Annotated in this window: 25 protein-coding genes, 1 rRNA gene and 1 pseudogene; 14 read left to right on the top strand and 13 right to left on the bottom strand. The window is 62.9% G+C overall.

The genetic code is table 11. The features are described 5' to 3' along the window. Positions 1-6 precede the first annotated feature (6 nt). From HNQ40_RS12315 to HNQ40_RS12290, 6 genes are all read left to right on the top strand, one after another. Entirely contained in the window at positions 7-1404 is a 1398-nt protein-coding gene (locus HNQ40_RS12315; protein ID WP_184678124.1) for a dihydrolipoyl dehydrogenase family protein, read from the top strand. An 81-nt stretch (positions 1405-1485) separates the two neighbouring features. Then, entirely contained in the window at positions 1486-3066 is a 1581-nt protein-coding gene (locus HNQ40_RS12310) for a sulfatase family protein (RefSeq protein WP_184678123.1), read from the top strand. Positions 3067-3113: 47 nt separating this feature from the next. Then, a complete protein-coding gene (locus tag HNQ40_RS12305) occupies positions 3114-4271 on the top strand; it encodes a formylglycine-generating enzyme family protein (protein WP_184678122.1) in 1158 nt (385 codons plus the stop codon). Between the two features lie 94 nt (positions 4272-4365). Beyond that, positions 4366-5970 (top strand): arylsulfatase, encoded by a 1605-nt coding sequence (locus HNQ40_RS12300; RefSeq protein ID WP_184678121.1) that lies wholly within the window; start codon positions 4366-4368, stop codon positions 5968-5970. 64 nt (positions 5971-6034) lie between these two features. Beyond that, positions 6035-7012, top strand: a complete 978-nt coding sequence (locus HNQ40_RS12295) for an HAD family hydrolase (protein ID WP_184678120.1) — start codon at positions 6035-6037, stop codon at positions 7010-7012. 192 nt (positions 7013-7204) lie between these two features. Further along, positions 7205-8257 (top strand): retropepsin-like aspartic protease, encoded by a 1053-nt coding sequence (locus HNQ40_RS12290; protein WP_184678119.1) that lies wholly within the window; start codon positions 7205-7207, stop codon positions 8255-8257. 9 nt (positions 8258-8266) lie between these two features. Here the strand turns inward: HNQ40_RS12290 and HNQ40_RS12285 are convergent, their stop codons facing one another. Further along, complete coding sequence (locus tag HNQ40_RS12285) at positions 8267-8737, bottom strand: GNAT family N-acetyltransferase (RefSeq protein ID WP_221435516.1); 471 nt, start codon at positions 8735-8737, stop codon at positions 8267-8269. Positions 8738-8877: 140 nt separating this feature from the next. On the opposite strand from HNQ40_RS12285, the gene HNQ40_RS12280 reads away from it, so the two are divergent. From HNQ40_RS12280 to HNQ40_RS12270, 3 genes are all read left to right on the top strand, one after another. Next, positions 8878-9303 carry a four helix bundle protein gene (locus HNQ40_RS12280; protein WP_184678117.1) on the top strand — a complete coding sequence of 142 codons (426 nt, stop codon included), beginning with the start codon at positions 8878-8880 and terminating at the stop codon, positions 9301-9303. 37 nt (positions 9304-9340) lie between these two features. Beyond that, the gene (locus HNQ40_RS12275; RefSeq protein ID WP_221435515.1) at positions 9341-10402 is read left to right on the top strand and encodes an NAD(P)-binding domain-containing protein; all 1062 of its coding nucleotides are present in this window, start codon (positions 9341-9343) and stop codon (positions 10400-10402) included. Between the two features lie 96 nt (positions 10403-10498). After that, positions 10499-10921 (top strand): DUF4870 domain-containing protein, encoded by a 423-nt coding sequence (locus HNQ40_RS12270; RefSeq protein ID WP_221435514.1) that lies wholly within the window; start codon positions 10499-10501, stop codon positions 10919-10921. 53 nt (positions 10922-10974) lie between these two features. Here the strand turns inward: HNQ40_RS12270 and HNQ40_RS12265 are convergent, their stop codons facing one another. The 7 genes from HNQ40_RS12265 to HNQ40_RS12240 all read right to left on the bottom strand — a co-directional run bounded on the left by HNQ40_RS12265 (position 10975) and on the right by HNQ40_RS12240 (position 16499). After that, positions 10975-12279 carry an APC family permease gene (locus tag HNQ40_RS12265; protein ID WP_184678115.1) on the bottom strand — a complete coding sequence of 435 codons (1305 nt, stop codon included), beginning with the start codon at positions 12277-12279 and terminating at the stop codon, positions 10975-10977. Between the two features lie 23 nt (positions 12280-12302). After that, on the bottom strand, positions 12303-12437 hold the full coding sequence (locus tag HNQ40_RS18525; RefSeq protein ID WP_261356883.1) for a hypothetical protein: 135 nt from the start codon (positions 12435-12437) through the stop codon (positions 12303-12305). 261 nt (positions 12438-12698) lie between these two features. Next, a complete protein-coding gene (locus tag HNQ40_RS12260; RefSeq protein ID WP_184678114.1) occupies positions 12699-13043 on the bottom strand; it encodes an RNA recognition motif domain-containing protein in 345 nt (114 codons plus the stop codon). 222 nt (positions 13044-13265) lie between these two features. After that, positions 13266-13610 (bottom strand): RNA recognition motif domain-containing protein, encoded by a 345-nt coding sequence (locus HNQ40_RS12255; RefSeq protein ID WP_184678113.1) that lies wholly within the window; start codon positions 13608-13610, stop codon positions 13266-13268. Positions 13611-13799: 189 nt separating this feature from the next. Continuing rightward, on the bottom strand, positions 13800-14270 hold the full coding sequence (locus HNQ40_RS12250) for an RNA recognition motif domain-containing protein (RefSeq protein WP_184678112.1): 471 nt from the start codon (positions 14268-14270) through the stop codon (positions 13800-13802). A gap of 315 nt (positions 14271-14585) precedes the next feature. Continuing rightward, positions 14586-16232 (bottom strand): NAD(P)/FAD-dependent oxidoreductase, encoded by a 1647-nt coding sequence (locus tag HNQ40_RS12245; RefSeq protein ID WP_184678111.1) that lies wholly within the window; start codon positions 16230-16232, stop codon positions 14586-14588. 48 nt (positions 16233-16280) lie between these two features. After that, the gene (locus HNQ40_RS12240; RefSeq protein ID WP_184678110.1) at positions 16281-16499 is read right to left on the bottom strand and encodes a hypothetical protein; all 219 of its coding nucleotides are present in this window, start codon (positions 16497-16499) and stop codon (positions 16281-16283) included. 51 nt (positions 16500-16550) lie between these two features. Between HNQ40_RS12240 and HNQ40_RS12235 the strand changes: the two genes are divergently transcribed. After that, positions 16551-16739, top strand: coding sequence for a hypothetical protein (locus HNQ40_RS12235; protein WP_184678109.1), 189 nt, complete (start codon positions 16551-16553; stop codon positions 16737-16739). Positions 16740-16751: 12 nt separating this feature from the next. Here the strand turns inward: HNQ40_RS12235 and HNQ40_RS12230 are convergent, their stop codons facing one another. Further along, the gene (locus HNQ40_RS12230) at positions 16752-17612 is read right to left on the bottom strand and encodes an AraC family transcriptional regulator (protein WP_184678108.1); all 861 of its coding nucleotides are present in this window, start codon (positions 17610-17612) and stop codon (positions 16752-16754) included. Between the two features lie 187 nt (positions 17613-17799). Here HNQ40_RS12230 and HNQ40_RS12225 point away from each other — a divergent pair, with 187 nt between their 5' ends. From HNQ40_RS12225 to HNQ40_RS12210, 4 genes are all read left to right on the top strand, one after another. Further along, positions 17800-18111, top strand: coding sequence for a 2Fe-2S iron-sulfur cluster-binding protein (locus tag HNQ40_RS12225; protein WP_184678107.1), 312 nt, complete (start codon positions 17800-17802; stop codon positions 18109-18111). Further along, entirely contained in the window at positions 18108-19361 is a 1254-nt protein-coding gene (locus tag HNQ40_RS12220; RefSeq protein ID WP_184678106.1) for an NAD(P)/FAD-dependent oxidoreductase, read from the top strand. The genes HNQ40_RS12225 and HNQ40_RS12220 overlap by 4 nt, the downstream gene beginning before the upstream one ends. A 3-nt stretch (positions 19362-19364) precedes the next feature. Beyond that, the gene (locus HNQ40_RS12215; RefSeq protein WP_184678105.1) at positions 19365-20519 is read left to right on the top strand and encodes a cytochrome P450; all 1155 of its coding nucleotides are present in this window, start codon (positions 19365-19367) and stop codon (positions 20517-20519) included. Positions 20520-20682: 163 nt separating this feature from the next. After that, positions 20683-21816, top strand: coding sequence for a hypothetical protein (locus tag HNQ40_RS12210; protein ID WP_184678104.1), 1134 nt, complete (start codon positions 20683-20685; stop codon positions 21814-21816). A gap of 66 nt (positions 21817-21882) precedes the next feature. On the opposite strand, the gene HNQ40_RS12205 is transcribed toward HNQ40_RS12210, so the two are convergent. From HNQ40_RS12205 to rrf, 4 genes and pseudogenes are all read right to left on the bottom strand, one after another. Next, the gene (locus tag HNQ40_RS12205) at positions 21883-23358 is read right to left on the bottom strand and encodes a hypothetical protein (protein ID WP_221435513.1); all 1476 of its coding nucleotides are present in this window, start codon (positions 23356-23358) and stop codon (positions 21883-21885) included. Further along, positions 23355-24404: pseudogene (locus HNQ40_RS12200) on the bottom strand (HsdM family class I SAM-dependent methyltransferase). The gene HNQ40_RS12205 and the pseudogene HNQ40_RS12200 overlap by 4 nt, the downstream one beginning before the upstream one ends. A gap of 294 nt (positions 24405-24698) precedes the next feature. Next, positions 24699-25271, bottom strand: a complete 573-nt coding sequence (locus HNQ40_RS12190; RefSeq protein ID WP_184678101.1) for a type I restriction enzyme HsdR N-terminal domain-containing protein — start codon at positions 25269-25271, stop codon at positions 24699-24701. Positions 25272-25456: 185 nt separating this feature from the next. Further along, positions 25457-25564, bottom strand: a 5S ribosomal RNA gene (gene rrf / locus HNQ40_RS12185). Positions 25565-25740 lie beyond the last annotated feature (176 nt).

Raw genomic sequence — 25740 nt, 5'->3', positions numbered from 1 at the left:
GGCCGCATGACGACTTCCTTTGATTTATGTGTATTGGGATCGGGTGCCGTGGGCCAAACCGTGGCTTACGGCGGACGCAAAGCCGGCCTCTCGGTCGTCGTCCTCGAAACCCAGGCACCGGGCGGGACCTGTCCGAACCGCGGATGCGACGCGAAGAAGCCCTACGTCAATGCGGCGGGCATGATGTACCGGGCCGGCAAATTGAACGCGGCGGGCGGCGGCATAGACGCTGCGTCGATCAGCTGGCGCGACATCGCGGCGTACACCAAGACCTTCACCAACCCCGTCGGCGAACTCACCACCCGCGACCTGCTCAAGGCCGGGGTGGAGCTCATCCAGGGCCCGCCCGCTTTCTTGGGGCCCGATACGGTTGAGATCCACGGGCAGCCGATCACCGCTGAGCGATTCGTTCTGGCGACCGGGCAGACCCCGCGGCCGCTCGACGTCCCCGGCGGCGAACTCACGATCAATTCCGACCAGCTCCTGGACCTCGACGACCTGCCCCCACGGGTCGCTTTCGTGGGCGGCGGTTACGTCGGCATGGAGTTCGCCTGTGCTGCGGCGATGGCGGGGCACGAGGTCACCATCATCGCGACCCGCGACCACGTGCTGGCGGGCTTCGAGCCCGAGGTGGTGGCAGTGATGGAAGCCGCCCTGCCGGACCTGGGCGCTCACGGCGTCCGCGTCATCCCCAACCGCCGTGTCGGCTCAGTCACCCAGAGCGACGACGGGCTGACCGTTCACGCCAACGACGACGAGGCGACCGCACTGGTCACCGCCGACCTGGTGGTGAACACCTCGGGACGCGTGGCATCCGTCGCCGGGCTGAACCTCGATGCGGCGGGGATCGAAGTGACGTCACGCGGCATCGCGGTGGACGAGCACCTGCGGTGTCCGGGGAACCCGCGGTTCTGGGCGGGTGGCGACGTGGCGGACAACGGCCGGCCCGCCCTGATCCCGACGGCGGTGGACGACGCGCGGGTGCTGGCCCACAACCTCTTCAAAGCCGAAAGCGAAGCCGACCTGCGTACCCGCTCGGCCGCGCCGCACGCTTCAGTCGCTTTTACCACGCCGCCCGTCGCGAGTGCCGGACTGACCGAAGAAGAAGCCCGCGCGACCTATGGCGAGGTGCACGTGGTGGGCGGCAACCTGGCGACCAAGAAGTTCTACCGCGAGTTGGGCCAGCCCCAAGCTGCCTACAAGTTCATCTTCAACGCCGACCGCTACCTCGTGGGCGCTCACTACACCGGCGAGAGCGCCGACGAAGTGATCAACCTCCTGGGCCTGGCGTTAAACCAGCCCGGCGAGACACACCCGCTCTTCAACGCCACGCTCACCTACCCCTCGGTGAGCAGCGCGTTGCAGACGGCGTTCCGCAAGGCGCTGCTGTCCTTGGCCGATTAGGCCTGGTGTTAACAACGCGGGACGAGGCGGCGCGGTATCTTGCGGGGCCCGTAATCCTGTCTCCTTTTTTTCGAGATCACCATGCCGCCCATGAATATCCTGCTCATCACCTCCGACCAGCAGCACTGGACGACGCTCGGCGTCCTCAACGACAAGATCAAAACCCCCAACCTCGACCGCCTCGCGGCGATGGGCACGAACTTCACCCGCGGCTACTGCCCCAACCCGACCTGCACGCCGACGCGGGCCTCGATCATCACCGGGCAGTACCCCTCGACCCACGGCGCGTTCACCCTCGGCACCAAGCTCGACGAGAACGTCCCCACCATCGGCGACCACCTCCGCAAAGCGGGCTATGCCACCACGCTTGTCGGCAAGGCCCACTTCCAGCCGCTCTTGTCCACCGACGACTGCGAGTCGGTCGAGTGCTACCCGATGCTGCGCGATCTGGATTTCTGGAAGACGTTCAACGACGAGCACACCCCGTGGTACGGCTTCGATCGCGTCGAACTCGCACGCAACCACGCCGACGAGGGCCACGTCGGCCAGCAGTACGCCGTGTGGATGGAAGAGAACGGCCTGCCCAACTGGCGCGACTACTTCCAGCCCCGCCACGATGGCATCAAGGACACCGAGACCGACGGCACCCTCGCCCCGCCCCTGGTCGACGGCCCGGGCTACGGCTGGCGAAAAGACATGACCTGGAAGCTCCCCGAAGAGTTCCACTACACCGCGTGGACCGGGCAGCGCACCATCGCGGCGATGCGTGACGCGCACGCCGCGGGCAAGCCGTTCTTCGTCTGGTCGAGCTACCACGACCCGCACCCGCCCTACTGCGTGCCCGAGCCCTGGGCGTCGATGTACAACCCCGAAGACATGGAAGTCGGGAAGTTCGTCGACGGCGAGTTCGACCACATGCCGCCGCCCCACCAACTCACCCGCGACGCCAACGGCGACTTCGGCCCCTACAACCAGGACGGCAAAGGCAACCACGGCTACCACCCCCACGTCGGCGTCTCCGAGCAAGAGCTCAAGGAAGCCCAGGCGATCTACTACGGCATGATCTCGTTCATGGACCACTGGATCGGCCAAACCCTCGACGCCCTCGACGAGATGGGCCTCACCGACCAGACCCTGATCGTCTTCACCTCCGACCACGGCCACTTCGTCGGCGAGCACGGCCTCGTCGCCAAAGGGCCGTTCCACTACGACGACGTCATCCGCGTGCCCTTCCTCGCCGCAGTGCCCGGCCAACAAAAAACCGGTAACACCTCGGCCGACATCCAGACGCTCGTTGACCTCGCCCCGACCTTCCTCGAAGCAGCGGGCCTGGGCCCGGCACGAGAGATGCAGGGCGTCTCGCAGCTCGACTCCTGGCGTGGCACCGCCGAGCCGACCCGCGACCACGCGATCGTCGAGAACCACCACAACGCCAGCGACGCGGTGCACCTGCGCACGCTCGTTACAGACCGTTACAAACTCACCGTGTATCGCGGCCGGGACTGGGGCGAGCTGTTCGACATGCAGGAAGACCCCCACGAGCTGCACAACCGCTACGACGACCCCGCCTACGCCGAGGCCCGAAGCGCGATGATGATGAAACTCATCCAGGCGGACCTCGAACGTGAGCCCGCGCCCCAGCCGCGGGTCGCCGGGGCCTGAGCCCCATTTCGGCGATCCCCTGAAACCGATCCGACGTACAATCAGGTATGTCGTATTTCCATCGTTTCACTCTGGCCGCCACGATTCTGCTCTCCGGTTCTGTCGCCCTTCACGCCGAAGAAACCACGCCCGCCAAGGGCGACGGCAGCTGCTGCGGCACGCCCCCCGGGCGCACCGCTCAGATCAATGCCTGGCTGGCGGCCGCGGCATCCGAAGAGACCGCCGACGCCCAGGCCGCCGGGGCCAACGCCGTGCCCGCCGACGCCCCTGAAGGCATGGTCTGGATCCCCGGCGGCGAGTTCATCATGGGCACCGATGCGCCCAACACCTGGAACAACGAACACCCCGCCCACCGTGTGAAGGTCGACGGGTTCTGGATGGATGAAACCGAAGTCACCAACGCCCAGTTCGCCGAGTTCGTTGAGGCCACCGGCTACGTCACCGTCGCCGAGCGCCCCATCGACTGGGACGAGATGAAGAAGCAGCTCCCGCCCGGCTCGCCCAAGCCGCCGGACGCGATGCTCGAGCCCGGCTCGCTGGTGTTCACCCCGCCGAACCACGCGGTGGACCTGCGCAACGTCGGCGCGTGGTGGAGCTGGACGACGGGCGCGAGTTGGAAGCACCCCAAGGGCCCCAATAGCTCGATCGAGGGCCGTGAGAACTACCCTGTCGTGCAGATCGCCTGGGAAGACGCCGTGGCCTACGCCGAGTGGGCAGGCAAGCAACTGCCCACCGAAGCGCAGTGGGAGTACGCCGCACGGGGCGGCGGCGACAACACCCGTTTCGCCTGGGGCGACACCTTCAAACCCGGCGGCAAGTCCATGGCCAACACCTGGGACGGCACCTTCCCGCACAAGAACACCCAGGAAGACGGCTACCGCCTCGCGGCACCGGTGAAGTCGTTCCCGCCCAACGGCTACGGCCTCTACGACACGGCCGGCAACGTCTGGGAGTGGACCGCCGACTACTACCGCGACGACCGCCACGTCGCGCTGGCCAAGCAGGAACTCGCCGTCAATCCCCAAGGCCCCGACGTCCCCGCCGACGCGATGAACCCCCACGCCAAGTCGCGCGTGATCAAGGGCGGCTCGTTCCTCTGCCACGTCGACTACTGCGAGAGCTACCGCCCCCCCGCCCGCCGCGGCACCCCCGAAGACACCGGCCTGCAACACACCGGCATCCGCTGCATCATCGTCCCTGAATAAAATTTGAATAATTCTTGTGTGAAACAGAGGTGAAACACTAGCCTATAGTCGTTCATCTCTTGTCACACGTTTTCTTATTCAGGGATTATAACGCATGAAAACCTTCGCCTTGCTTGCCGCAGCTGTCGCGTGCCTGTTGCTATCGGGACTTCCCGCATACGCCGACAATCACGCCGAGAAACCCAACATCCTCGTGATCTGGGGCGACGACATCGGCACGTGGAACATCAGCCACAACAATCGCGGCATGATGGGCTACAAGACCCCCAACATCGATCGCATCGCGCGGGAAGGTCTGTCTTTCACCGACTACTACGCCCAGCAATCCTGCACCGCCGGACGCGCCGCGTTCATCGGCGGCACCGTGCCGCTGCGTACCGGCATGACCAAGGTCGGCCTGCCCGGCGCGGCTGAGGGTTGGCAGGAAGTCGACATCACCATCGCCGGCGTGCTCAAAGAACTGGGCTACGCCACCGGCCAGTTCGGTAAGAACCACTTCGGCGACCGCGACGAGCACCTGCCGACCAACCACGGCTTCGACGAGTTCTTCGGCCCGCTCTACCACCTCAACGCGTCGGAAGAACCCGAGAACCGCGACTACCCCGGCGACATGGTCCTGCCCAACGGCAAGACCTTCATGGAGCAGTACGGCCCGCGTGGCGTCATCCGCTCGTCCATGAAAGACGGCACGCACTCGGTCGAAGACACCGGCCAACTCACCAAGAAACGGATGGAAACCGTGGACGACGAAACCGTCGCCGAAGCCATCGCTTTCATCAAGACGACCGTCGAGTCCGGCGAGCCGTTCTTCTGCTGGTGGAACGGCACCCGCATGCACTTCCGCACCCACCTCAAGGAAGAAAGCGTCGGCCTCTCCGCACCCCGCGGCGACGAATACCACGACGGCATGATCGAACACGACGGACACGTCGGCCAACTGCTCAACCTGCTCGACGAGCTCGGCATCACCGACAACACCATCGTGATGTACTCCACCGACAACGGTCCCCACTTCAACACCTGGCCCGATGCGGGTTACACCCCCTTCCGCAAGGAAAAGAACTCCAACTGGGAAGGCGCGTATCGCGTCCCCGCTTTCGCCCGCTGGCCCGGCAAGTGGCCCGCCGGCGCGACGCTCAACGGCCTGGTCGCCCACGAAGACTGGATGGTCACCTTCGCCACCGCCGCCGGAAAGAACGACCTCAAGGAAGACCTGCTCGACGGCTACGAAGCCATCGGCCGGACCTACAAACAGCACCTCGACGGCTACGACATGAACGAGTATTTCTCGAAAGCCGACTCGTTTGAGACCTTCGACGAAAACATCTCCGCCTCTCCCCGCAAAGAGTTCTACTACGTGAACGACGACGCCCAGATGGTCGCGATGCGGCTGGGCGACTGGAAGGGGGTCTTCCTCGAAAACCGGGCGGACGCGTTCCAGATCTGGCGTGAGCCCTTCACCGAGCTGCGTATCCCGCTGCTGTTCAACCTGCGACGCGACCCGTTCGAGAAGGCTCAGATCGATGCGAACACCTATCACGACTGGTTCCTCGATCGGCCGTACGTGATCGTGCCGATGCAGCAGATCGCCGGCAAGTTCTTCGCCACGCTGCAGGAGTTCCCCCCGAGCCAAACGCCCGGCTCGTTCAACCTCGAGAAGGTGCAGGAACAGATCGAAAACGCCGCGACCGGCAAGTAATCACCTGATGCAGCCCGCTTCTCCTAACCGAGAGGCGGGCTTTTTCTTTTCCAAAGGGTTCACCATGAAAACACGATCGGTCTTGCTTGTCGCTTTTGCCTTCTGTGTGGTCCATAGCGTTGCCGCGGAGCCCTTGGCCTCTTGGAACGATGGCCCGGCTAAGCAGTCGATCATCGAGTTTGTCGAAGCGGTGACGACCGAAGGCTCACCCGACTTTGTGCCCGTGGCCGAGCGTATCGCCACGTTCGACAACGACGGCTGCCTGTGGTCGGAACAGCCGCTGTATTTCCAGCTGATCTTCGCAATGGATCGTGTGAAAGAACTCGCGCCGCAGCACCCGGAATGGAATACCACCCAGCCGTTTCAGGCGGTGCTGGAAGACGACCACGAAGCCCTCGCCGCGTCGGGCGTGGAAGGCGTGCTGACGCTGGTGATGGCCTCTCACGCCGGGCTGACCACCGAAGAGTTCGATCAGGTCGCCCGTGAATGGCTCGACACCGCCAAGCACCCACGCTTCGACCGCCCGTATCACGAGCTGACGTTCCTGCCCATGGTCGAGCTGCTCGAATACCTCCGCGACAACGGCTTCAAGACCTTCATCGTCTCGGGCGGCGGCATCGACTTCCTGCGTGTCTTCGCAGAAGAGGCCTACGGCATCCCCCCGGAGCAGGTCATCGGCAGCAGCATCAAGGCGTCCTTCGAGATGCGTGACGGCGTGCCGGTGATCGTCAAACAGCCCGAGATGAACTTCATCGACGACAAGGAAGGCAAGCCCGTGGGCATCCACCAGCACATCGGCCGCCGCCCCATCGCCGCCTTCGGCAACTCCGACGGCGACCTGCAGATGCTGCAGTGGACCACCGCCGGCGAGGGCCGACGCTTCGGCCTGCTCGTCCGCCACACCGACGCCGAACGCGAATGGGCCTACGACCGCGACTCGCACATCGGCAAGCTCGACAAGGCCCTGGATGAGGCGGGCAAGAAAGGCTGGACCGTGGTGGACATGGCCGAGGACTGGAAGACGGTCTACGTTCCCGAGTGATATGCATCCGCGGTATGCGGTCCCGATCAGACAACCCCGTGTTTAGCGGGCGACGCGAAGCGTCCCGCGTCTTGTCTGTCTTACGCCGGTGTATCCCACGCGGGGCACTCCGTGCCGCCCGCTAAACGAAATGGCGATACGCCGACTCAGCCCAAGCGTCTCCCGAATGTCGGTTGGGCATACACTACCCGCATGAAACCTCCGCTCTTTGCCCTGGCCGTTACGGCATTCGCGCTGTCTCTGATCGGATGCGCGGGGACGTCGGTCGACGAAACGGTGCTGGTGGCCGATCATTCGTCGGGCGCTGCCGAACAGGCCGGGCCCTACACCCTCGCCGAGCCGGGCGCGTTGCCCACGCGACTGGATATCCCGCTCGCCCGCAGTGGCGGCTACCTGCTGGTGCCCGCTTTCATCAACGGCGAATCGGCGGGGCTGATGATGATCGACACCGGCGCTTCGTTGAGCGTGGTCGCCCAGGGCGTCGCGGGGAGTTTGAACCTGCCCAAAGACGGGACGGGGCGAACGCTGGGCATCGGTGGGTTTGAGGACTTCGATTACCGCCGGGCGGATCACTTCTCGATCGGCCAGCCCGCCTCCGCCCTCAACGGCAAGCGGAACACCACGCGTGGCGTGCTCCAGCTGGAGCGGGAAAAGATGGCGAGCCTGCGGATGCTCGGGTTCGGCGAGGCGCTGGGCGTCAGCCTCGGCGGGATCGTCGCCTTCACCGACTTCGGCGACGTGCCGTTCGCCCTGGACGCATCGAACAAACAGCTCACCGTCTACGAGCCCCGCGCGTTCCGCCCCCCCGCCGACGCCAGCCGCCACCGCCTGCACAGCTTCCGCCGCCTGCCGATGGTCCGGGCCGAGTTGGACGACGGCAACCAGCGGGTCGAGGTGTGGCTGATCATCGACTTCGGGGCCGACAACGCGTTGACCCTGCCGCGCGCGGTGCTCGACCGCTACCCCGGCGTGGTGTCGGTGAACGCTTCGGGCTCGGGCACCACCCGCGGCGTGGGCGGGTCGGTATCGAGCACGCAGACCTGGGTCGAAAACTTCCGCGTCTTCGGGCTGAACCTCCAGCACATCCCGGTCAACTTCGAGACGCCCCCGCCCACGATGCGTGGAGAGAAACTGATCGGCCGGATCGGCAACAGCCTGCTCCAACATTTCCGGCTGACGTTCCATCCCGCGCACGGCTGGGTGTATTCCGAGTGGAACCCCTCGGGCGATGCCGAGGCCGAGTAAGACGCTTGTCTACTCTGGCGGTGAGAGCCGCATCGTCATGAACACGCTGTGGTCGCCCGGCTCGTAGCCACCGAAGGCCGAGCACTCCTCAAATCCGTGCCGGCGGTAAAACGCACGGGCCGCGTCGAAGTACGGCCAGGACCCGGTCTCCAGGCTCAGCCGCGTCATGCCCGCGGCCTTGGCTTCGGCGATCAGGTGTTGCAGCAGAGTACTGCCGACGCCCGAACGACGCGTCGTGGGCGCGGTGTACATGGATTTGAGTTCGCCGTGGTCCGCCGACAACCGCTTGAGTGCGCCCAGGCCCAGCAAGGTCTCGCCCTCCCAGATCGACCACAGCGCGATGTCGGGGGTGCGTAGCGCCTCCGCGTCCAGCGCGTGTGCGCATCCCCGCGCCGTCTCGGTGATCGCACGCGACACATGGTCGCGGAGCATCGATAAAACACGCGGGTCATCCAGGTCGGCGGGCCGGAGCTGCGGCATGGGCATGTTGTACTCGATCCCCGGAAGAGCCGGGGTGTAACGCGTTGGACGTGGCTGACGCGGCTGTGAGCGGGCTCGAGAAGCCGATAACCAAGCGAGCCGCCGCGCGGCATCAAGCATTGCGTCGATATTGAGAGGTGATGACACGTGCACCGCATGAGTCTTCGAAGTGCTGGCGTAAGGCGATGTCGCTGACGGTGTGGGTCTATCGGCTGAGCGCCCGGCTGCCCGCCGAGGAGAAGTCCGGGCTCAGCGCCGCGATGCGTCGCGCTGCCACCGCCGTGGCCCAGAAGTGTGCGGACGCCGACGGGCGGGCCGAGGTGGGGGATGCAATCAAAAACTACGAGGCGGCGTTGGCGTCGCTGCGGGAGCTGTTGACCTCAGCGCTGATCTGTCGGCGTCTGAAGTACATCCGACACGTGCACCTGTCCGGCCTCCGCCGACGCATCGCCAGGGTGGAGTCGCTCATCGACGACGATCTACAAGCCTGCTTGGATGAACAAGACGAGAAGCAGGCCGCCGAGGCCCCCGCCCCGCCGCCGATCCCGATCCGACGTGCGGCCTGAGTCGGAACGCGAGCAAGCGGTTCGCTAGAATCGCCTTGTGACCAGTGCCCCACCTCCAACCCGCAAAACCGATGTCGTGCTGATTGGCGCCGGACCGATCGGCCTCGAGTTGGCGGTGAACCTGCAACACGCCGGGGTGGATTACGTGCACCTGGACGCGGGGCAGGTCGGCCAGACCGTCGCGGACTACCCGAAACAGACGCAGTACTTCTCCAGCCCCGACCGTATCGCCATCGCCGGGGTGCCGCTGTCGATCCCCGACCAGACCAAAGCCAGCCGTGAGCAGTACCTCGCCTACCTGCATGGCGTAGTCGAGCAATTCGACCTGCCGATCCAGACCTTCGAGCGTGTCCAAAGTGTGACACGCGACGACGAGGCCGAGCGTTTCACGGTCGTGACATCCAAGGCTAGCTACGACGCCGCCCGTGCCGTGCTGGCCATCGGCGACATGCACCACCCACGGCTGCTCGATATCCTCGGCGAAGACCTCCCGCACGTCTCGCACTTCCTCGATGAACCGCAGATGTACTTCCGGCAACGGCTCCTGATCGTCGGCGGGAAGAACTCCGCGGTCGAGACGGCGCTGCGCTGCGATCGGGCCGGGGCGAAGGTCACGATGAGCTACCGCGGCGAGGCGTTCGACGCCGACTCCATCAAGTACTGGCTGATGCCCGAGATTCAAGCGCTCATCAAGCATGGCCAGGTCGCGTTCCGCCCGCGCACCGTGCCGACGGCAATCACGCCCGACTCCGTGACGCTGGCCTCGGTGGACAACCCCGCACAGACGCACTCGGTCGAGGCAGACTTCGTCTTGCTCCTCACGGGGTACACCCAGGACAAGACGCTGTTTGAATCCGCCGGGGTCATACTCGAGGGCGACAACCGCGCCCCGCAGCACGACCCCGCCACGATGATGACCAACGTGCCGAACCTCTTCGTCGCGGGCACCGCCGCCGCGGGCACGCAGAACGCGTTCAAGCTCTACATCGAAAACTCGCACCCCCACGTCACCAAGATCATCGAGGCCATCACCGGCTCCCCCCCGCCCTCGCACCTGGTCAACACCGCCGCGAAGACCTACGGCCTGCCCGAAAGCTGATCGCTGCAAAAAAAATTTCACCGCCGCGCAGACCGCCCCCGGTCGCGGGGTATCGCATGGTGAGACCGTTAACCCACAACTCACAAGGTGAAACCCATGTCCCAATCCCAAGCCAACCCGCTCGCTCAGATCGCCAACCCCCTGACCCAAAACGTTCCGGCCGAACGCCCGATCGAACAAGACGCCGAGGAACGCAAGTTCGGCATGATCGCCCACCTCGTCGCCTTTGCGGGCCTGACCGGCATTCCGTTTGCCAACATCGCGGGCCCGCTGGTGGTCTGGCTGATGAAGCGAGACACGATGCCTTTCGTTGATGATCAGGCCAAGGAAGCCCTCAACTTCCAGATCACCGCCACGATCGCGATCCTCTGCTGCATCCCACTGATGTTCGTGCTGGTCGGCCTGCTTCTGCTCCCGGTGGTCAGTATCGCCACGCTGGTTTTCACCATCCTGGGCGCCGTGAAAGCCAACGCCGGCGAGCACTACCGCTACCCGTTTACCCTCCGCCTGATTAAGTGAGGTTGCCCCAAAGCCGAGCTTGTATCGGATGACAAATCCCCAACGCCCCGCCGTCACTCGGCCGGGGGGTTGTTTTTGGTGGAGATCACGTGCCAGACGAGAGCAGCCAAAATCACTCCGCCGGCAAACGCCCAGTAAATCGGCTCGACAAACACCGACAGTCCCAGGCACCCCAGCAAGCCCATCCAGGAAAACATGCGTGGGTACAGCCGCGCTTCCGGGGGCAGGCGGAGGGCCGAGGCGTTGGTGATGGCGTAGTAGACCAGCACCGTGACCGCCGAGAGTGACCACGCCGCCTTGATCGAGCCCAGGCACGCCAAGCCCGCGACGATCAATGCGACCAGGATCACCGCCGGGCCGGGCGTGGTTCCCGCGTCGTCGATCTTCACAAAGAGCTTGGGCAGATGGCCCCGCCGCCCCATGGCCAGGGCGACACGTGACAAGCCGAGGATGAGGTTGAGGATGACGCCCAGCATCGCCGTGACCGCGGCGATCGTCACGGCCCAGCCGATCCATACGGGCAGGCCGACGTTTTCCACGATCGCTTCGAGCGGCGCGCCGCTTTCCGAGAGAAGGGTAAAACCTTCCGCGCTCACCAGTCCAATCCCGACCGCAGCCACCGAGGTGTACACAACAATGCAGACCATGACCGTGGCGACGATCGCTCTAGGGATCGACTTACGCGGCTCTTTGATTTCTTCACCCATCGTCGCGATTCGGCCGTAGCCGGTGTAAGCCACGAACATCAACGCGGTGGCGTAGGCAAAGTTGGGCCAGCTCGCGTGATTGACATTGATGAGGTCTCCGCCCTCCACATAAATCCAGGGCGAAAAGTTCTCGCCATCCACTTTCCCGATGCCGCCCAACACAAACACCGCCAGCCCGATCAGCGTGATGGTGACGACAATTGTGTTGATCGTGTTGGTCCGTCGGATGCCTTCGAGCACCATGACCGTGAGCATGACGATCACCGCGAGCGCCCCGGGGATCATGAGCTGCGGGGCGTCGAAGCGGTGGAGCACGTAGCCCGCCAGGCCCAGCGCCGCGGTCGCACACGATGCCGACTTGGCCACCAAAAACATGAAGCCCGCCACTGTACCGAGCGCCGGCCAGCCCACGCGGTGGCCGTACTCATACGTCCCGCCCGCGACGGGGTGATACGCCGCGAGCTGCGCGGATGACATGCCGTTGCACATCGCCAGCCCGCCCGCCAGCACGATCGCCGCGAGCACAGCCGGGCCCACCAGCCCCGCGCCAAGGCCCAGGCTGACAAACACCCCCGCCCCGACCATCGACCCCAGGCCCAGCATCACGGCTGACCCCAGGCCCAGTTCGCGCTTCAGTGACTTGTTTGACATGCTTTCTTTCAAAATGACGTCATTTATATCGATTTGTCGTAGAAAGTCTGGCCGGACACCTCGACATCGCCTAAAATCAACAAATCGAAGGTTTGCCCGTGATGGGCGGTTTTCAATACGTTACTGACTTCCGGCCAATCAGCTTTTTTTCCGGGCATCGATGCATCGCACTCCCACGCAGTGCTCCGCCACGTGCGTGTCACAAGTATGGTCCCTGGTCGCCCCTTCTCAGGACCCCCCCAAGCGGCCAGGGGCCTTTTTCTATCCCGACCTTAGCCTCTGGATCGGAGAACGGCTCCGCGCTCACCGATTTCATGCGCGGATCGCAAGCCCCCACCGCATGCGGACTCCGAAAAAGACAACACCCCGCCTTTCGGCGGGGTGCTGAGGATTGGTATTGCGTTGGGCAAGCCTAGGGCTTACCAGCTGTCGCGACGGCCACCGCCGCCACCACCGCCGTAGCCACCACCGCCGCCGCCGCGGTTGCCACCGCCGCCGCCGTAGCCGCCACCGCCGCCGGGGGTCTTGGGACGGGCTTCGTTGACGTTGAGGTTACGGCCTTCGAACTCGTTGCCGTTGAGGTCTTCGATCGCCTTCTTGCCCGCTTCATCGTCGGCCATGGTGACAAACGCGAAGCCGCGGGGGCGGCCGGTCTCACGGTCGTTGATGATCGCGACTTCGGAGACTTCACCGTAGTTCGAGAATAGGGCGTGCAGCGACTCTTCGGTCGATTTAAAGCTCATGTTGCCGACGTAAATTTTCATATTCGAAACCTTCCAAAGCAGAGTGAGAATCGCGGTCAATGGGCTGCAGTGGAGAGGCACCGGTTTGAAGGGCGCGCCGCAAAGGCAGATAGCGGGAACGGGAACTCACAGGATGTAATGGCCGGGCCACATGGCTCGGCCGGAAATCGAACGGATGCTGTTTAAAGCAGCCGCCCGGGTTTGTTCCGCTCACTCGTCGGGGACGAGTAGCCGAAGGCTGGCTTACCAGCTGTCGCGACGGCCACCGCCGCCACCACCGCCGTAGCCACCACCACCGCCGCCGCGGTTGCCACCGCCACCGCCGTAGCCGCCACCGCCGCCGGGGCTCTTGGGTCGAGCTTCGTTGACGTTGAGGTTACGGCCTTCGAACTCGTTGCCGTTGAGGTCTTCGATCGCCTTCTTGCCCGCTTCGTCATCGGCCATGGTGACAAACGCAAAGCCGCGGGGGCGGCCGGTCTCACGGTCGTTGATGATCGCGACTTCGGTGACTTCACCGTAGTTCGAGAACAGGGCGTGCAGCGACTCTTCGGTCGTGCGGAAGTTCATGTTGCCGACGTAAATCTTCATAGCAAAGCTCCAAAAGCAGAGTGAGGCTCACGGTCTGGGGACTGCTCGGAACACGGTCGTGGTCAGCAAGGCAGGTCGATCGGGCATCACAAGTTGTGGGTGACGGGGCGACATTGCCCGGCCGGTTCAAAAAACGCGTGAGTTTCAAACGCCTACACAGACGCTCGACGCGAGTACGTTACACAGGGGTCAGGCGTCGCCGCCTCGGGAGTATCCCCCTGAATAGCCACCGCTTTCCGGCACTTCGTCGTCGTCTCCGCTGGAGTCGACAACTTCCGACGCCGGGTCGGTGTGGTTGTTGGTGTAAGTGCGGTTCGAGTAGCCGCCTTCGCTGCGGGTGGTGTAGCCCGCGTCGCCGGCCGCGCCGCGGGCCGGCTGTTGGCCGCCGCCCGCGTAGCCGCCGCCCGTGGGACGGTCGTTGCGGTCGCGCGCTTCGTTCATCACGAGCGTACGGCCCTCGAAGTCTTTCTGGTTCAAATCGTCGTAGGCCTGCTTGGCCTTCTCGTCGTCGGCGAGCGTGATGAAGCCGAAGCCGCGTGAGCGTCCGGTCTCGCGATCGGTCAGGATGATCAGATCGTTGATTGGGCCGTAAGGCTCAAACAGTGCCCGGAGTTCGTCTTCGGTGACGCGGAAGTTGAGGTTGCCGACGTAAAATTTCATTGAGGGGAAAGCTCGGGAACAGCGCTGCCCATGATCGGGGTACTCAAAGACCCCGGGCGCTGAGCCGGGGCGAGTTGCGTATCGCGGATGGATGGAGGGTGGGGGCGGGCCGTCAGTCGATCAACACGAAGCTGAGGTGCGGGCCGCAAGGTCTCGGGGAGGGAGCAAATCAGTAAGTCCGACGGAATAATCCAAACAAATCAAACACGTAGCCGACACCTGAGTCTACCAGATGATAGGACTTCGCTGCGCTAGAAATTGCTTGGATGCGTAAGTTTTTCGAGAATCCCGGGCCATTCGCCCCGAGCAATCGTCTCAACCGGCCGTTTGCAATGACGTCGGCGTCTTCATCTCGTCGGGCTTGTCCTTGTCCCGAAGCACGATCGAGCCGTCCGCTCCACGCTTCGGACGCCAGCATCGCCAGCCCTCGGATAGCTCGAGTTTGAGCAAGTAGATCATCGCCCGCGCGGTTGCTTTGACGATCGATGAATCGAACGCAAAGCCCGGCACGAGCATGCGTTGCCCCGCGTTACGCCGGCCGAACGTCCCGCGTTTGCGTCGCTCCGCACCGAGTGCCGCGAGCCGATGGTTAACAAAACGCATGTACAGGTAGAACGGCTTCGCCGCCTTGGCGTAGAACATGCCGTCCTTGATAGCCATCTTGCCGTTCTTGTACGGCGGGCGGACGATGCCCAGGTAATACAATCCGATGTCCACCAGGAACGCGATCCGCATCAACTCGAAATCGCCCATGTAGAAGTACTTGTCCCGGAAGATCGCTTCGAACCAGCGGGGGATGCTCTTGCCGACCATGTCGTTGTGCCGGGCCAACTTCGCTTTGATGCAATCTCCGCGACGCTCGGTCAGGATCATGTCCACCCCCGAGGTGGAGGTCATCGAGAGGAAATCCAGGCCCATGCTGTAGAACGGATCGACAAACCCCGCCGCGTCACCCACGAGAAGGAAGCCGTCGCCCGCGGCGGTCTTGCATTGGTATGGCAAGTTCCGCCGAACGTGGACATCGCTCTCGATGAGCTCGGCGTCTTCCAAAAGCGCTCGGCCCACGGGGTGGGTCTCCAAAACACTGCGGAGTTGCTCGGCGAGCGTGCTGCCCTGCGTGCGGGGCCACTTGAAGATGCGCTGGTCCCACGTCACGCCGACCGAGGTGTGGCCGTTCTTGAGCGGGATGACCCACGCCCACCAGCCGTCGCCCATGATGTGATTCGTCGCGGTGTGGCGTGTGCCGAACATGCCTTTGCCCAGCTCCGGGAAGCGTGCGATCGTGTCGGGGCTGTCGAAGTCCAGCGTGTTCTTCCACCGCGCCCACACCGCGGCGCTGGGGTGGCCTTTGATCGGCTCGACCTCGCCGCGCTGACGAGCAATCATCGCCTGTCGACCCGACGCATCGACGACCCAGCGTGACGTCACGGTGCGCTCTTCGTCGCCGACCTTCACCGTCAGCGTCTGCGTGCCGCCCTCTTCCAGGGTCAACGACCGCACGTTCGCGGGCTTCCAGATCTCGCCGCCCAGCGCTTCGACCCGGCGGAGAACTTCCTTGTCGAGTTCAGCGCGGTCGACCTGAAACGAGCCGACACGCGTGAGGTAGCGTCCGCCCATCTCGGTGCTCTTGCCCATGTCCCGGGCGTCCGGGTTGGTGAACCAGTAGCGGAAGCCCTGCTTGACGATGTGGTTTTCGTTGAGGTGTCGCGTGAGCCCGAGGATGCGGGTGAGCATGTAGGTGCTCAGCTCGACGGTCGACTCGCCTACGCGTCGGCCGAACTCGACCTGGCGTTCGATGACCAGCACGCGGAGCGGCTTGTCCAGCTCGGCACAACCACAGCCGTCGCCCATCCCGCAGCCACAGCCGCGGCTTCCGCGCAGCAGCTGGAGCGCGGTCGCGGCTCCCGCAATCGATCCGCCGATCACCACAACGTCGTACTCAGGTCTTTGCGTGTCTTCCATCAACTGTGTGACTGCTTCCGCCGAGAGGGTTTTTTTCGGTCCCGTGGCTTACCCGCCGAAGATGCCCAGGACGATGATCACCACCGCGATGACCACGATCGCGATCGTGGCGATGCCGATCACCGCCTGCCAGAACGGCGAGGCCTTGCTGATGGCGCTGCGGCCGCCGCCGCGGACGCCGCCCTTCTGCTGCATGCCGCCGCCGCCGCGGTGCTGCCAACGTTTTCGCTTGAGTCGCCTGTTTTTCCGATCGGTTGCATGGCTCATTACGGCATTTTACGCCGCCCCAAGCCGTTCGCCCAGCCCTAGCATGCAATGATGTCCCGCTTGTTCCAATTGCTGCGATGGCTCCTGATCGGCGGAATCACGCTCGTGGCGTTCGCCGCGCTATCCGGCTGTCAGTCCGTTGAGACGGAAGGTGTTCAAACGCCCAACGTGGCCGCCGATGAGAAGGCCGAACCGCCGCGCGACTTGCAGCGTGAACGCCGTCAGCGCATGGGCAAGTGAGCGTACGCCCCGTCACGCTCGGCCTGCCGCTGCGCCTACGCCCCCGCGGCGGACCACCGAGGGCGTCACCCCGCGCAGGCGTTTGAACACACGATTGAAGTTCGCCAGGTTCCCGAAGCCGACACGGAACCCCACGTCTGCGATGGGCAGGTCGGTCTCGACCAACAGCCGACACGCCTGGCTCACACGCAGCTCGTGGAGGTACTGAATAAACGTGCGCCCCATCACCCGCTGAAAGAAACGGCAAAACGCGGTCCGGCTCATGTGCACCAAACCTGCCACCTCGTCCAGGCTGATCGGCTCGGCATAGTGACTCTGAACGTAGGCCGAAACCGTATCGATGCGCGACCGGTCACGCGGACGCAAGCGGGGCGACGCCGGCTCGCTGGCCAGACTCACCCACGGCCGATCCGCCAACTCGTACAAACAATCCAGCAGCACCAGCAACCTCCGCGGCGGCGACTGATCGGGCAGCGTCTCCAGCGTCGAGGCGACCGCCTGCGCCTCGGGGAAGCGCAGCCCACGCTGCGCCGCTTTGAGCAGATCGCGCACCTTGGCCAACTCGGGCAGGTCGAAGAAGCCCGGCCCCAGCGCATCGTCCCGGAACTGCGCCACGATCGACTCGCACCACGGCTCCGCTTTCACATCCGCCTGCCAGGTGTGCGGGACGTTCGAGGCGAGCAGCACCAGATCGCCGGGCCCGAAGTCTTCGATGTGGTCGCCGACGTAGCGACGCCCCGTCCCCTGGCGGACCAGCGTCAGTTCGTGCTCGGGATGCAGGTGCCAGTTGAAAGGCCAACCCGCTTGGAAAAAGCGACGCGTGGCGAACGCGGCGTGCTCCGACGTCGGGATGTCCTCGAGAACGGCCTTCATGGACTTATTTTTGCGTAAAAACTCTAGGAATCCAAAATATTAGTCAATATTGTATTATTAAAAGGTCATAAATGCGAAGACATATGACACCGAGTCGGTTCTAATTCTTGGCCTGGGTGATTGCCGACGAATGAAGTCGGCGAGCACCCGCCCACCGTTCATCACCCCTCATCTCAGGACCCCACCCATGCCCAAAGTCACCTACATCACCCCCGCTGGCGACGAAGTTGTTGTCGAAAACGCCGAAGGCAACCTCATGACCGCTGCGGTCGAGAACCAGGTCACCGGCATCGACGGCGACTGCGGCGGCGTGTGCTCTTGCGCGACCTGCCACGTCCACGTCGACCCCGCCTGGACCGACAAGGTCGGCCCCGCCACCGAAGCGGAGCAAGGCATGCTCGAGTTTGAAGACGGCGTCGAAGACAACAGCCGCCTGGGCTGCCAAGTCAAGCTGACAAGCGAACTCGACGGCTTGGTCGTGCGGGTCGTCGGCCGATGAGCAGCGAATCCCAGCAACATTGTGTGATCGTCGGGGCGGGCCACGCCGCGGCGCAGCTGTGTGCGTCCCTGATCCAGAGCGACTGGGACGGCAAGCTCACTGTCGTGGGCGATGAGCCCCATGCGCCGTATCACCGCCCGCCGCTGTCCAAGACGCAGCTCAACCCGGCAGATAACCCCGAATTGCAGTGGATCCGCCCCGCTGCGTTCTACACCGACAACAACATCGAGCTGCTCACCGGGCATCGTGTCACCGAGATCGATCGTAATGCCAAGACGCTCACCCTCGACGGCCCCGACACACAGTCGCTCAGCTACGACACCCTCGTCCTCGCCACGGGCTCGACGCACCGCAAGCTGCCGATCCCCGGCGTCGACCACCCACGTGTGTCCACTCTGCAAACCGCCGCTCAAGCCGAGGCCGTCCGTAACCAGGTGCCCAACGCTAAGTCCGTCGTCATCATCGGCGCCGGCTTCATCGGTCTCGAAGCCGCGTCCTCGCTCAGTAAACTCGGGCTCAACGTCACCGTGCTCGAGTTCGCTGACCGCGTGTTGTCGCGCGTGACCTCGCCACCCGTCTCAGCGTTCTTCGAATCGCTGCACAAAAACAACGGCATCGACCTACGCACCAGCGCCCAAGCCACCGCGATCGAGGAACAAGACGGCAAGCTCACCGTCCACACCAAAGCCGGCGACACCTTCCCGGCCGACTTCGTGCTGATGGGCGTGGGCGCCGCGCCAAACGACCAACTCGCCGCCGCCGCCGACCTCCCCACCGACAACGGCATCCACGTCAACGAGTTCAACCAGACCGCCGACGCCTCGATCTACGCCGTGGGCGACTGTGCCAACCAGCACCACCCGCTCTACGACACCCGTATGCGTCTCGAGTCGGTGCAGAACGCCAACGACCAAGCGAAGACCGCCGCCGCCGCCATCGCCGGCCAACCCAAAGCCCACACCGCCCTGCCGTGGTTCTGGTCCGACCAATACGACGTCAAGTTCCAGATCGTCGGCATCTCCACCGGCTACGACCAGTGCATCGTCCGCGGCACCCCCGAACCCGGGCAGCCCTTTTCCGCCTGGTACTTCAAAGACAAACAACTCATCGCCGTCGACGCGATCAACGACCCGCGGGCCTACGCCGTCGCCGGCAAGATCATCCCGATGCAGGGCAAACCCAACCAGGCCCTCGTCGCCGACGCGTCTTCCGAACTCAAAGCCATCCTCCAGTCCGCCAAGGAGTCTTGAACCATGTCCGAATCCAAATGCCCCATGCGCGACCCGTTCCGTCAAGACCGCCAGGACACCGGCGTCAAAACCGTCAAGGCCGAGGGCCAGGACGTCCCGCTGATCCTCCGCATGCAGGACGCCCGCCGCACCGCCAAAGACTGGAAGACCTTCAGCAACGACAACCCGCTGATGATCGTGCTCCACTCCGAAGCCCACGTCCGCGACGTCCGTCAGCTGCCCATCGAAACCGATCCCCCGGACCACACCGACTACCGCAAGCTGGTCGAGCCCACGTTCCGCCGCCCGAAAGACGATCCGGAATACCAGGCCGACATGCGCGTGATGATCGCCGAGGAAGTCGACAAAGCCCTCGCCGCCGAGGAAGTTGAAGTGGTGCGCGGCTTTGCGTTGCCGATCCAGTCGCGTGGCCTGACCCGCTTGCTCGGCGTCGCCGACTCCGAGGCTGACCAGTGGATCGGCTGGGGCGTCCACGTCTTCCGCGACAGCGAACAGGGCTCCAAGAGCAACGAGCTCGACACCTACATCCTCGACAAGTTCGCCGCGATGGAAGGCTCCGACGCCGACGACTTCTTCAGTGCGCTCAACCGCATCGATTTCCGCGGCCGCAAGCTCACCCTCGAAGAAAAGCACGGCTTCGCCAACATGGCCTTCGCCGGCGGACGCGACACCGTCATCCAAACCGTCTCCAGCATCATGGCCTACCTCGCCGAGCACCAGGACGCTTTAGGCTTCCTCCGCGAGCACCCCGACAACATCACCACCGCCACCGAAGAATTCGTCCGCTGGGTCAGCCCCCTCACCGCGATCTCCCGCACCTGTCCGGTCACCACCGACGTGAAGGGTGTCGAAGTGAAAGCCGGCGACCGCGTCGGGATCTGCTGGCCCTCAGCCAACCGCGACGAATCCGTCTTCCAAAACCCCGACGACGTCGTCCTCGACCGCGCCCCCAACCCCCACGTCGGCTTCGGCTTCGGCATCCACAACTGCCTCGGCCAACACCAGGCCCGCCTCATCATCCGCGCCCTACTGCAGGAACTCTGCGACAAGGTCGACCGCCTCGACCTGGTCGAAGCCGTCCCCGAAGTCGAAGAAGAATCCAGCTACACCCGCCAAGTCGGCTACAAATCCGTCCGGCTCAAATTCGTCGCCAAGTAGCCACAAAGTTCCTTCCGCGTGGCCTGCCTCAACATTAACCCCCGGTCAATGACCGGGGGCCGCAGCGGCCCCGCGCCGCGCACCTATACTCCCATTACCCAAAGCGCACGTCCGCGCGAACCCACGCGCTCGCGCACCCCACCATCCTCTTCCGGGCCCCCACGTGAACACCCTCGACGCCGCCCTGCTCCAAGCCTGGGACACCCACATCACCCCGTGCCTCACCACGCCCGCAGGCCGCGCCGAACTCACCCGCCGCTTCACCAAACACAACCGTTTAGCGGGCGGCCCGAAGGGCCCCGCGTCCCCCACACACGTCAACAACCAAACCACGCCTTCCACCTCCCGCCCCCTCCGCTCCTTCACCCTCGTCCTCCGCGCCAACGACCGCCGCCTCCACGACAACAACACCGCCGGCGCCGTTCCCCTCGACCCCGACGAAATCCAACGCCTCTGCGCCCCGATCCCCCTCGAACCGCCCGGCCTCCCCCGCGCCTCCATCGCCCGACGCCTGGGCGTCTCCCCCCAAGCCCTCTCCGCCCGCATCAAGCAAGGCCACCTCATCAAACACCACCCCTTCTCCCGCCCCTCCACCCGCTCGGGCAAATACCCCGGCGACCCACCGCGGTCCCACGCCTACTTCTACGCCCCGCCGCCCACACACCTCATCCACCCCATCCCCGAAGTCCAGTCCGCCGACTGGGGCACCCTCACCCAATCCCTGCACCAACGCCCCCAACACCTCCAGGCGTGCGGACCTCAGTCCGCATGCCCCACACCCAAAACCTCCGGGGCTAATTCAGAAGACGCTTCCGAAGATACTTCCGGGGGCGGGGCTTGGTCCCAAACCCTCCACCGCACCGTCCGCCAGCTCCACCCCAACCCCGAATCCCTACCCCCCAACTCCCGCAAAAAATACGAACGCTTCGAATGGCAATGCCCCGACTGCGGTCAACACGCCCAACGCCTCTACTGGCCCTTCCGCCCGATGACCCTCCCCGCCTACCTCAGATTCGACTTCCACCAACTCGCCCCCGAACTCCCGCCGCAGCACATCGCACATCTCACCTCGCAGATCGAACATCAACACCTGCCTTTCACGAAGGGCTTCACCTGCCGCCAATGCCTCAAACAACAATTCGGCGGCCAAGGCCTCACCTACGAGTCCACCGAATTCACCGCCCACCACGGCCACGCCACCGGCACCCACCCCAAAAACACCTGGCACCGCTTCATCCAACGCCTGAGCATGGGTATGCTCCACGGCGACGAAGTCCTACGCACCAATCATCTTTAACACGACAAGCCACCTTCCACCAAACAAATTCAACCAAGTTCGCGTCCCTATCTGGTTAGTTACCACCTAAACGTCATCATAAGAACCTGCGAGTTTGACGAGCTCAATACGTCCATTAATTCGCTCAGAGACAACCTTACGGACTGCCTTGGTAATTGCGTGACGTAGGTCGGCCGATTTGGGGATAGGCAGAATCACTTCCCCCAAACGCGGTCCTAGAGTGTCGATCACATCACGGGTGAACTGCTTTGTTCGTATTTGCCGCTTTACGATGTAGCTGTTGAGCAAGCCCAAGAGCAGATACGGATCAAGCCGGTTCCGATCGAGAGCCCGTAGTTTGATAAGTCCGCCGCTGTACAAGCACGTCGAGTCCTCGTTGGTGATAATGCAGGACGCTCCGATCAAGTACGTTCCGTCTCTTACTAAAAAAATGTCACCAGCCGCCACGTCTTGCTTATCAGCGTATTCTCGATAAATCGCCGGTGATATCCCTTGTTTGCGATTGTGCTTGATTTCCCAGTTGGCGAAGTCGCTCGTACGGATAAAGGGGATATCACCGGTACCGTAGGCCATTTTTCCTATCTCATCGCCAGTTTGCATCGTTAAAGCCCCGGCGTCTTCCAACTCGGCGATTGAGGCTAGATCACAGGTCGCCGCAAGTATGTCGAGTTCGCGTTGGATGGAAGGCTCGTAATACCTAGGGATGTAGATGTGGTTTGTGATATTGTCCGAATACCGCCAGTAGGCCTCGAACTCACCAAACTCTGAAGTCACGGTTTCATGGGTGAGAACCTCTTCCACCTCTTCATCATCCATTGCCTCAAAATGTTCGAGAGCTTCCGTGGTGCCCGACTCCAAGGCTTCCTCGATTAGATGGGCACAGTGCTTCACGAACGCCTTACCGTTAACCCGCTTCCGCAACGCCGCACGAACCGATCGGCCTAGACGATTGGCCTTTGATTGATTTTTTGGGAGTGGAATGATCGTGTCGTACACCCGGCGGCCCATCGTATCGATGATGTCTGCCGTGAACTGGAATGAACGGAACTGCCGCTGTACGATCGACGAGTTGATCGCCAGAAACAACACCTCTGGATCGAGTTCGTCGGGGCGCTCGACACGAATTTTCACGATGTGAGATTGATACAGGAGCGGGGTATCGATTCGGCTAACCAGACAGTTGGTGCCGATCAGGTACGTCCCGTCCCGAACGATCAAGATGTCGCCGGTGCGTACGTCTTGTTTGGCAGCATACTCGTCGTAGATGTCCTCGGAGACCCCTTGCTTCGGTGCAGTTTTCAGCTCCCAATTCGAGATGTCCGAGGTCCGCACAAACGGGATGTCGCCGGTGCCGTATGCCATCTTTCCGACTTCATCACCCGTGCCTACCGAAACCAAACCATCTTCGATTAGGTTCGAAAGTGAACGGCAATCCATCGTCAGCCGCAAGCGATCGAGATGAGTGTCGATCTCCGGGTCGTAGAACTTCGGGATAAATACCCGGTCCTGTACCCGGTCGGAGTTCATCCAGAAGCGGATCACTTACGCGGCCCCTTTTTGTAGATGGCCGTGACATTAGGCACATCGTCGAGCAGCTCACGCTCACCGTTTTCGTTTACCCGGATCGTCGGGTTGCCACGTGAATCGTGCCCGCACCACTTCACGTCACACATGAAAATCGGATGCCGCTTGGAGGGCTTGGTTTTTTCCGCAATGATGACGCAGGTTTTCGCATGTGTGTGCGGCTGAAACGTGTCTTCCGGTAGTGTGACGATTGCCAGCAGCTTGGCATTCCGGGTCAGGTAATCGACGACGTATCGGTATTTCGGCATGCCGAACGTGCTTTCGAGCAGAACGATCCCCAAGCGTCCCCCGTCCACGAGCAAGTCCAAGCAACGCTCGATGAACAGAATCTGCGGCGGTTGGCTGTCGAGAACCTTGCCCTTTTCAAATTCCCCGTTATCCCCTTCCTTCCAGGCATGGCCGAGGTCGTAATCTTCGAGCAGCTCTTCCGAATCGATCTTGAGCTTCTTACCGAAAGGCGGGTTGGTAATTACCACATCGAACGACCCCAGGCCGATCGAGTTCCGCATTTTCGATTCCCAGTTCTTGTGCAAGTCCAGGGAGTTGCCGCAGTAGACCCCGCCGCGTCCGTCGCCCAAGATCGCCATGTACGCCTTGGCGACCTTGGAAAGGAAATCATCCTTGTCGATACCACGGAAGTTGTCGATGGCTACCTTCTGCTTTTCGGTCACGATGGTTTCGGTGGGCCAGCCGGACGTATCGCCGTACTCTTCAACTTATTTCCAGACATGACGGAGGGCTTCGACTAGGAATCCGCCGCTGCCGCATGCGGGATCGATGACCCGCTCACCACGCTTGGGGTCCACCATATCGACGACCATCTTCACGACGTTTCGCGGCGTGAAGAATTGACCCTGCCCCCCTTTCAACGACGGGCCGATGAAAATCTCGAAGGCGTCTCCTACCGCGTCTCGGCTGCACTCGGTCAAGCAGATGTTTTGGAGCTCGCCGACGATGTATCGAAGCGACTTCGGATCGAGTTCGATCTTGTCGGCCACCTCCATCACGTCCTTGTAGTGGGCCTTCACCTCGTCGAACAGTTCGACCAGACGCTTCTTCACCTCTTTGCCCGACTCTTCCACCCCGGCCCTGAATTTCACCACCAGGTCCGGCCGGGTATATCTCTCGTCGTAGATTTTGCAGAAGATCAGGTTGATAAGTTGTTGGGCGAAAACTTCATCACGAGTGATCCCTACAGCGTTCGCCGCTAAGTAATTACGAACGGCCCGGAAAATGGGCTTGAGGTTCTCGACCGGTCGGAGGTCGCGGCGGCGGAACTGGCCGATATCCTCAACTCTTTACCCGTACCGGGGGATGTTCGGCAGTTCACGGAAAGTGACCTTGCCTTGACCCTCGATTTTTTCGAGAAAGAGCCGCTCTTCGCCGTTAAACCAGACCCCCAGGCGGGCTGCCGAAAAACGCAAGTAGTCTTCGAGCTGGTTCTGCCCGTCCTTGCGGTTCTTCTTTTTGCATTCGACGATGATATAGGCCTCATCATCCTTGCGGTCCTCGGTGCCAAACACCGCGATATCGACGGGATACTTGCCGCTCTTGTCCGATGGCTTTTTGCGGACCCGGTGTTGAGGTCGAGTTTGGATATGTGACTTCGGATATCCGTAGTCTTGCACCAGAGCCATCGAAAATACCTGGACGGCTTCCCGTTCCTCGGGCGTGTCGCGGACTGACTTGCCCGAGATGAAATCGGTGATGTACCCCTCTTTTGACGGATCCTCCCCGATTAACGGAGCTGCTTCGATCAGTGCCGCGTTCGGGGTGCCCTCAGGAATTTCGCGTTCCTGCACCGTCTGCACGAACAATTCCACGTTTTTACGCTTTGAGGTAGTTTTCTTCTTCGTTCGCTTCTTGGCCATACCTTCATCCGTGACAGTACCGCAGCAGTATCCACGTTATGTCCTATCCTCGCAAACCGCCCCACCGCCCTGCCATCCCCAATGATCCATAAAGTTCGGCCCGCTTAGATGATGGGGTTTCATCGCACTCAGAACCGACGCGCAAAAAAAAGAGCCCCACAAGCTTTAGGCTTGTGGGGCTCATAACTCGGCGATGACCTACTTTCCCGCGGTGGCAGTATCATCGGCATGCTGGGCTTAACGGCCGTGTTCGGGATGGGAACGGGTGTGACCCCAGCACTATGGTCACCGAGAAAGGTTTGATTCCCGATCAAGGGAAGCGAAACCGAAACTTGTAGGAAGTTTAACCTCGACGCGTGTTGCGTCAAGACTTCCAAGGAAAAGCTATCACCCGGTTGCCCGGGTGGTCGCCTGCGAATGACCGGCGGTGGCGGGGGTGCCGATCACTCAAGCAAAGGGCTGTGAATCG

Origin of the sequence: Algisphaera agarilytica (assembly GCF_014207595.1) — a bacterium.
GTDB classification, from domain to species: Bacteria; Planctomycetota; Phycisphaerae; order Phycisphaerales; family Phycisphaeraceae; genus Algisphaera; species Algisphaera agarilytica.
This window is presented reverse-complemented; position numbering and strand designations above follow the sequence as displayed.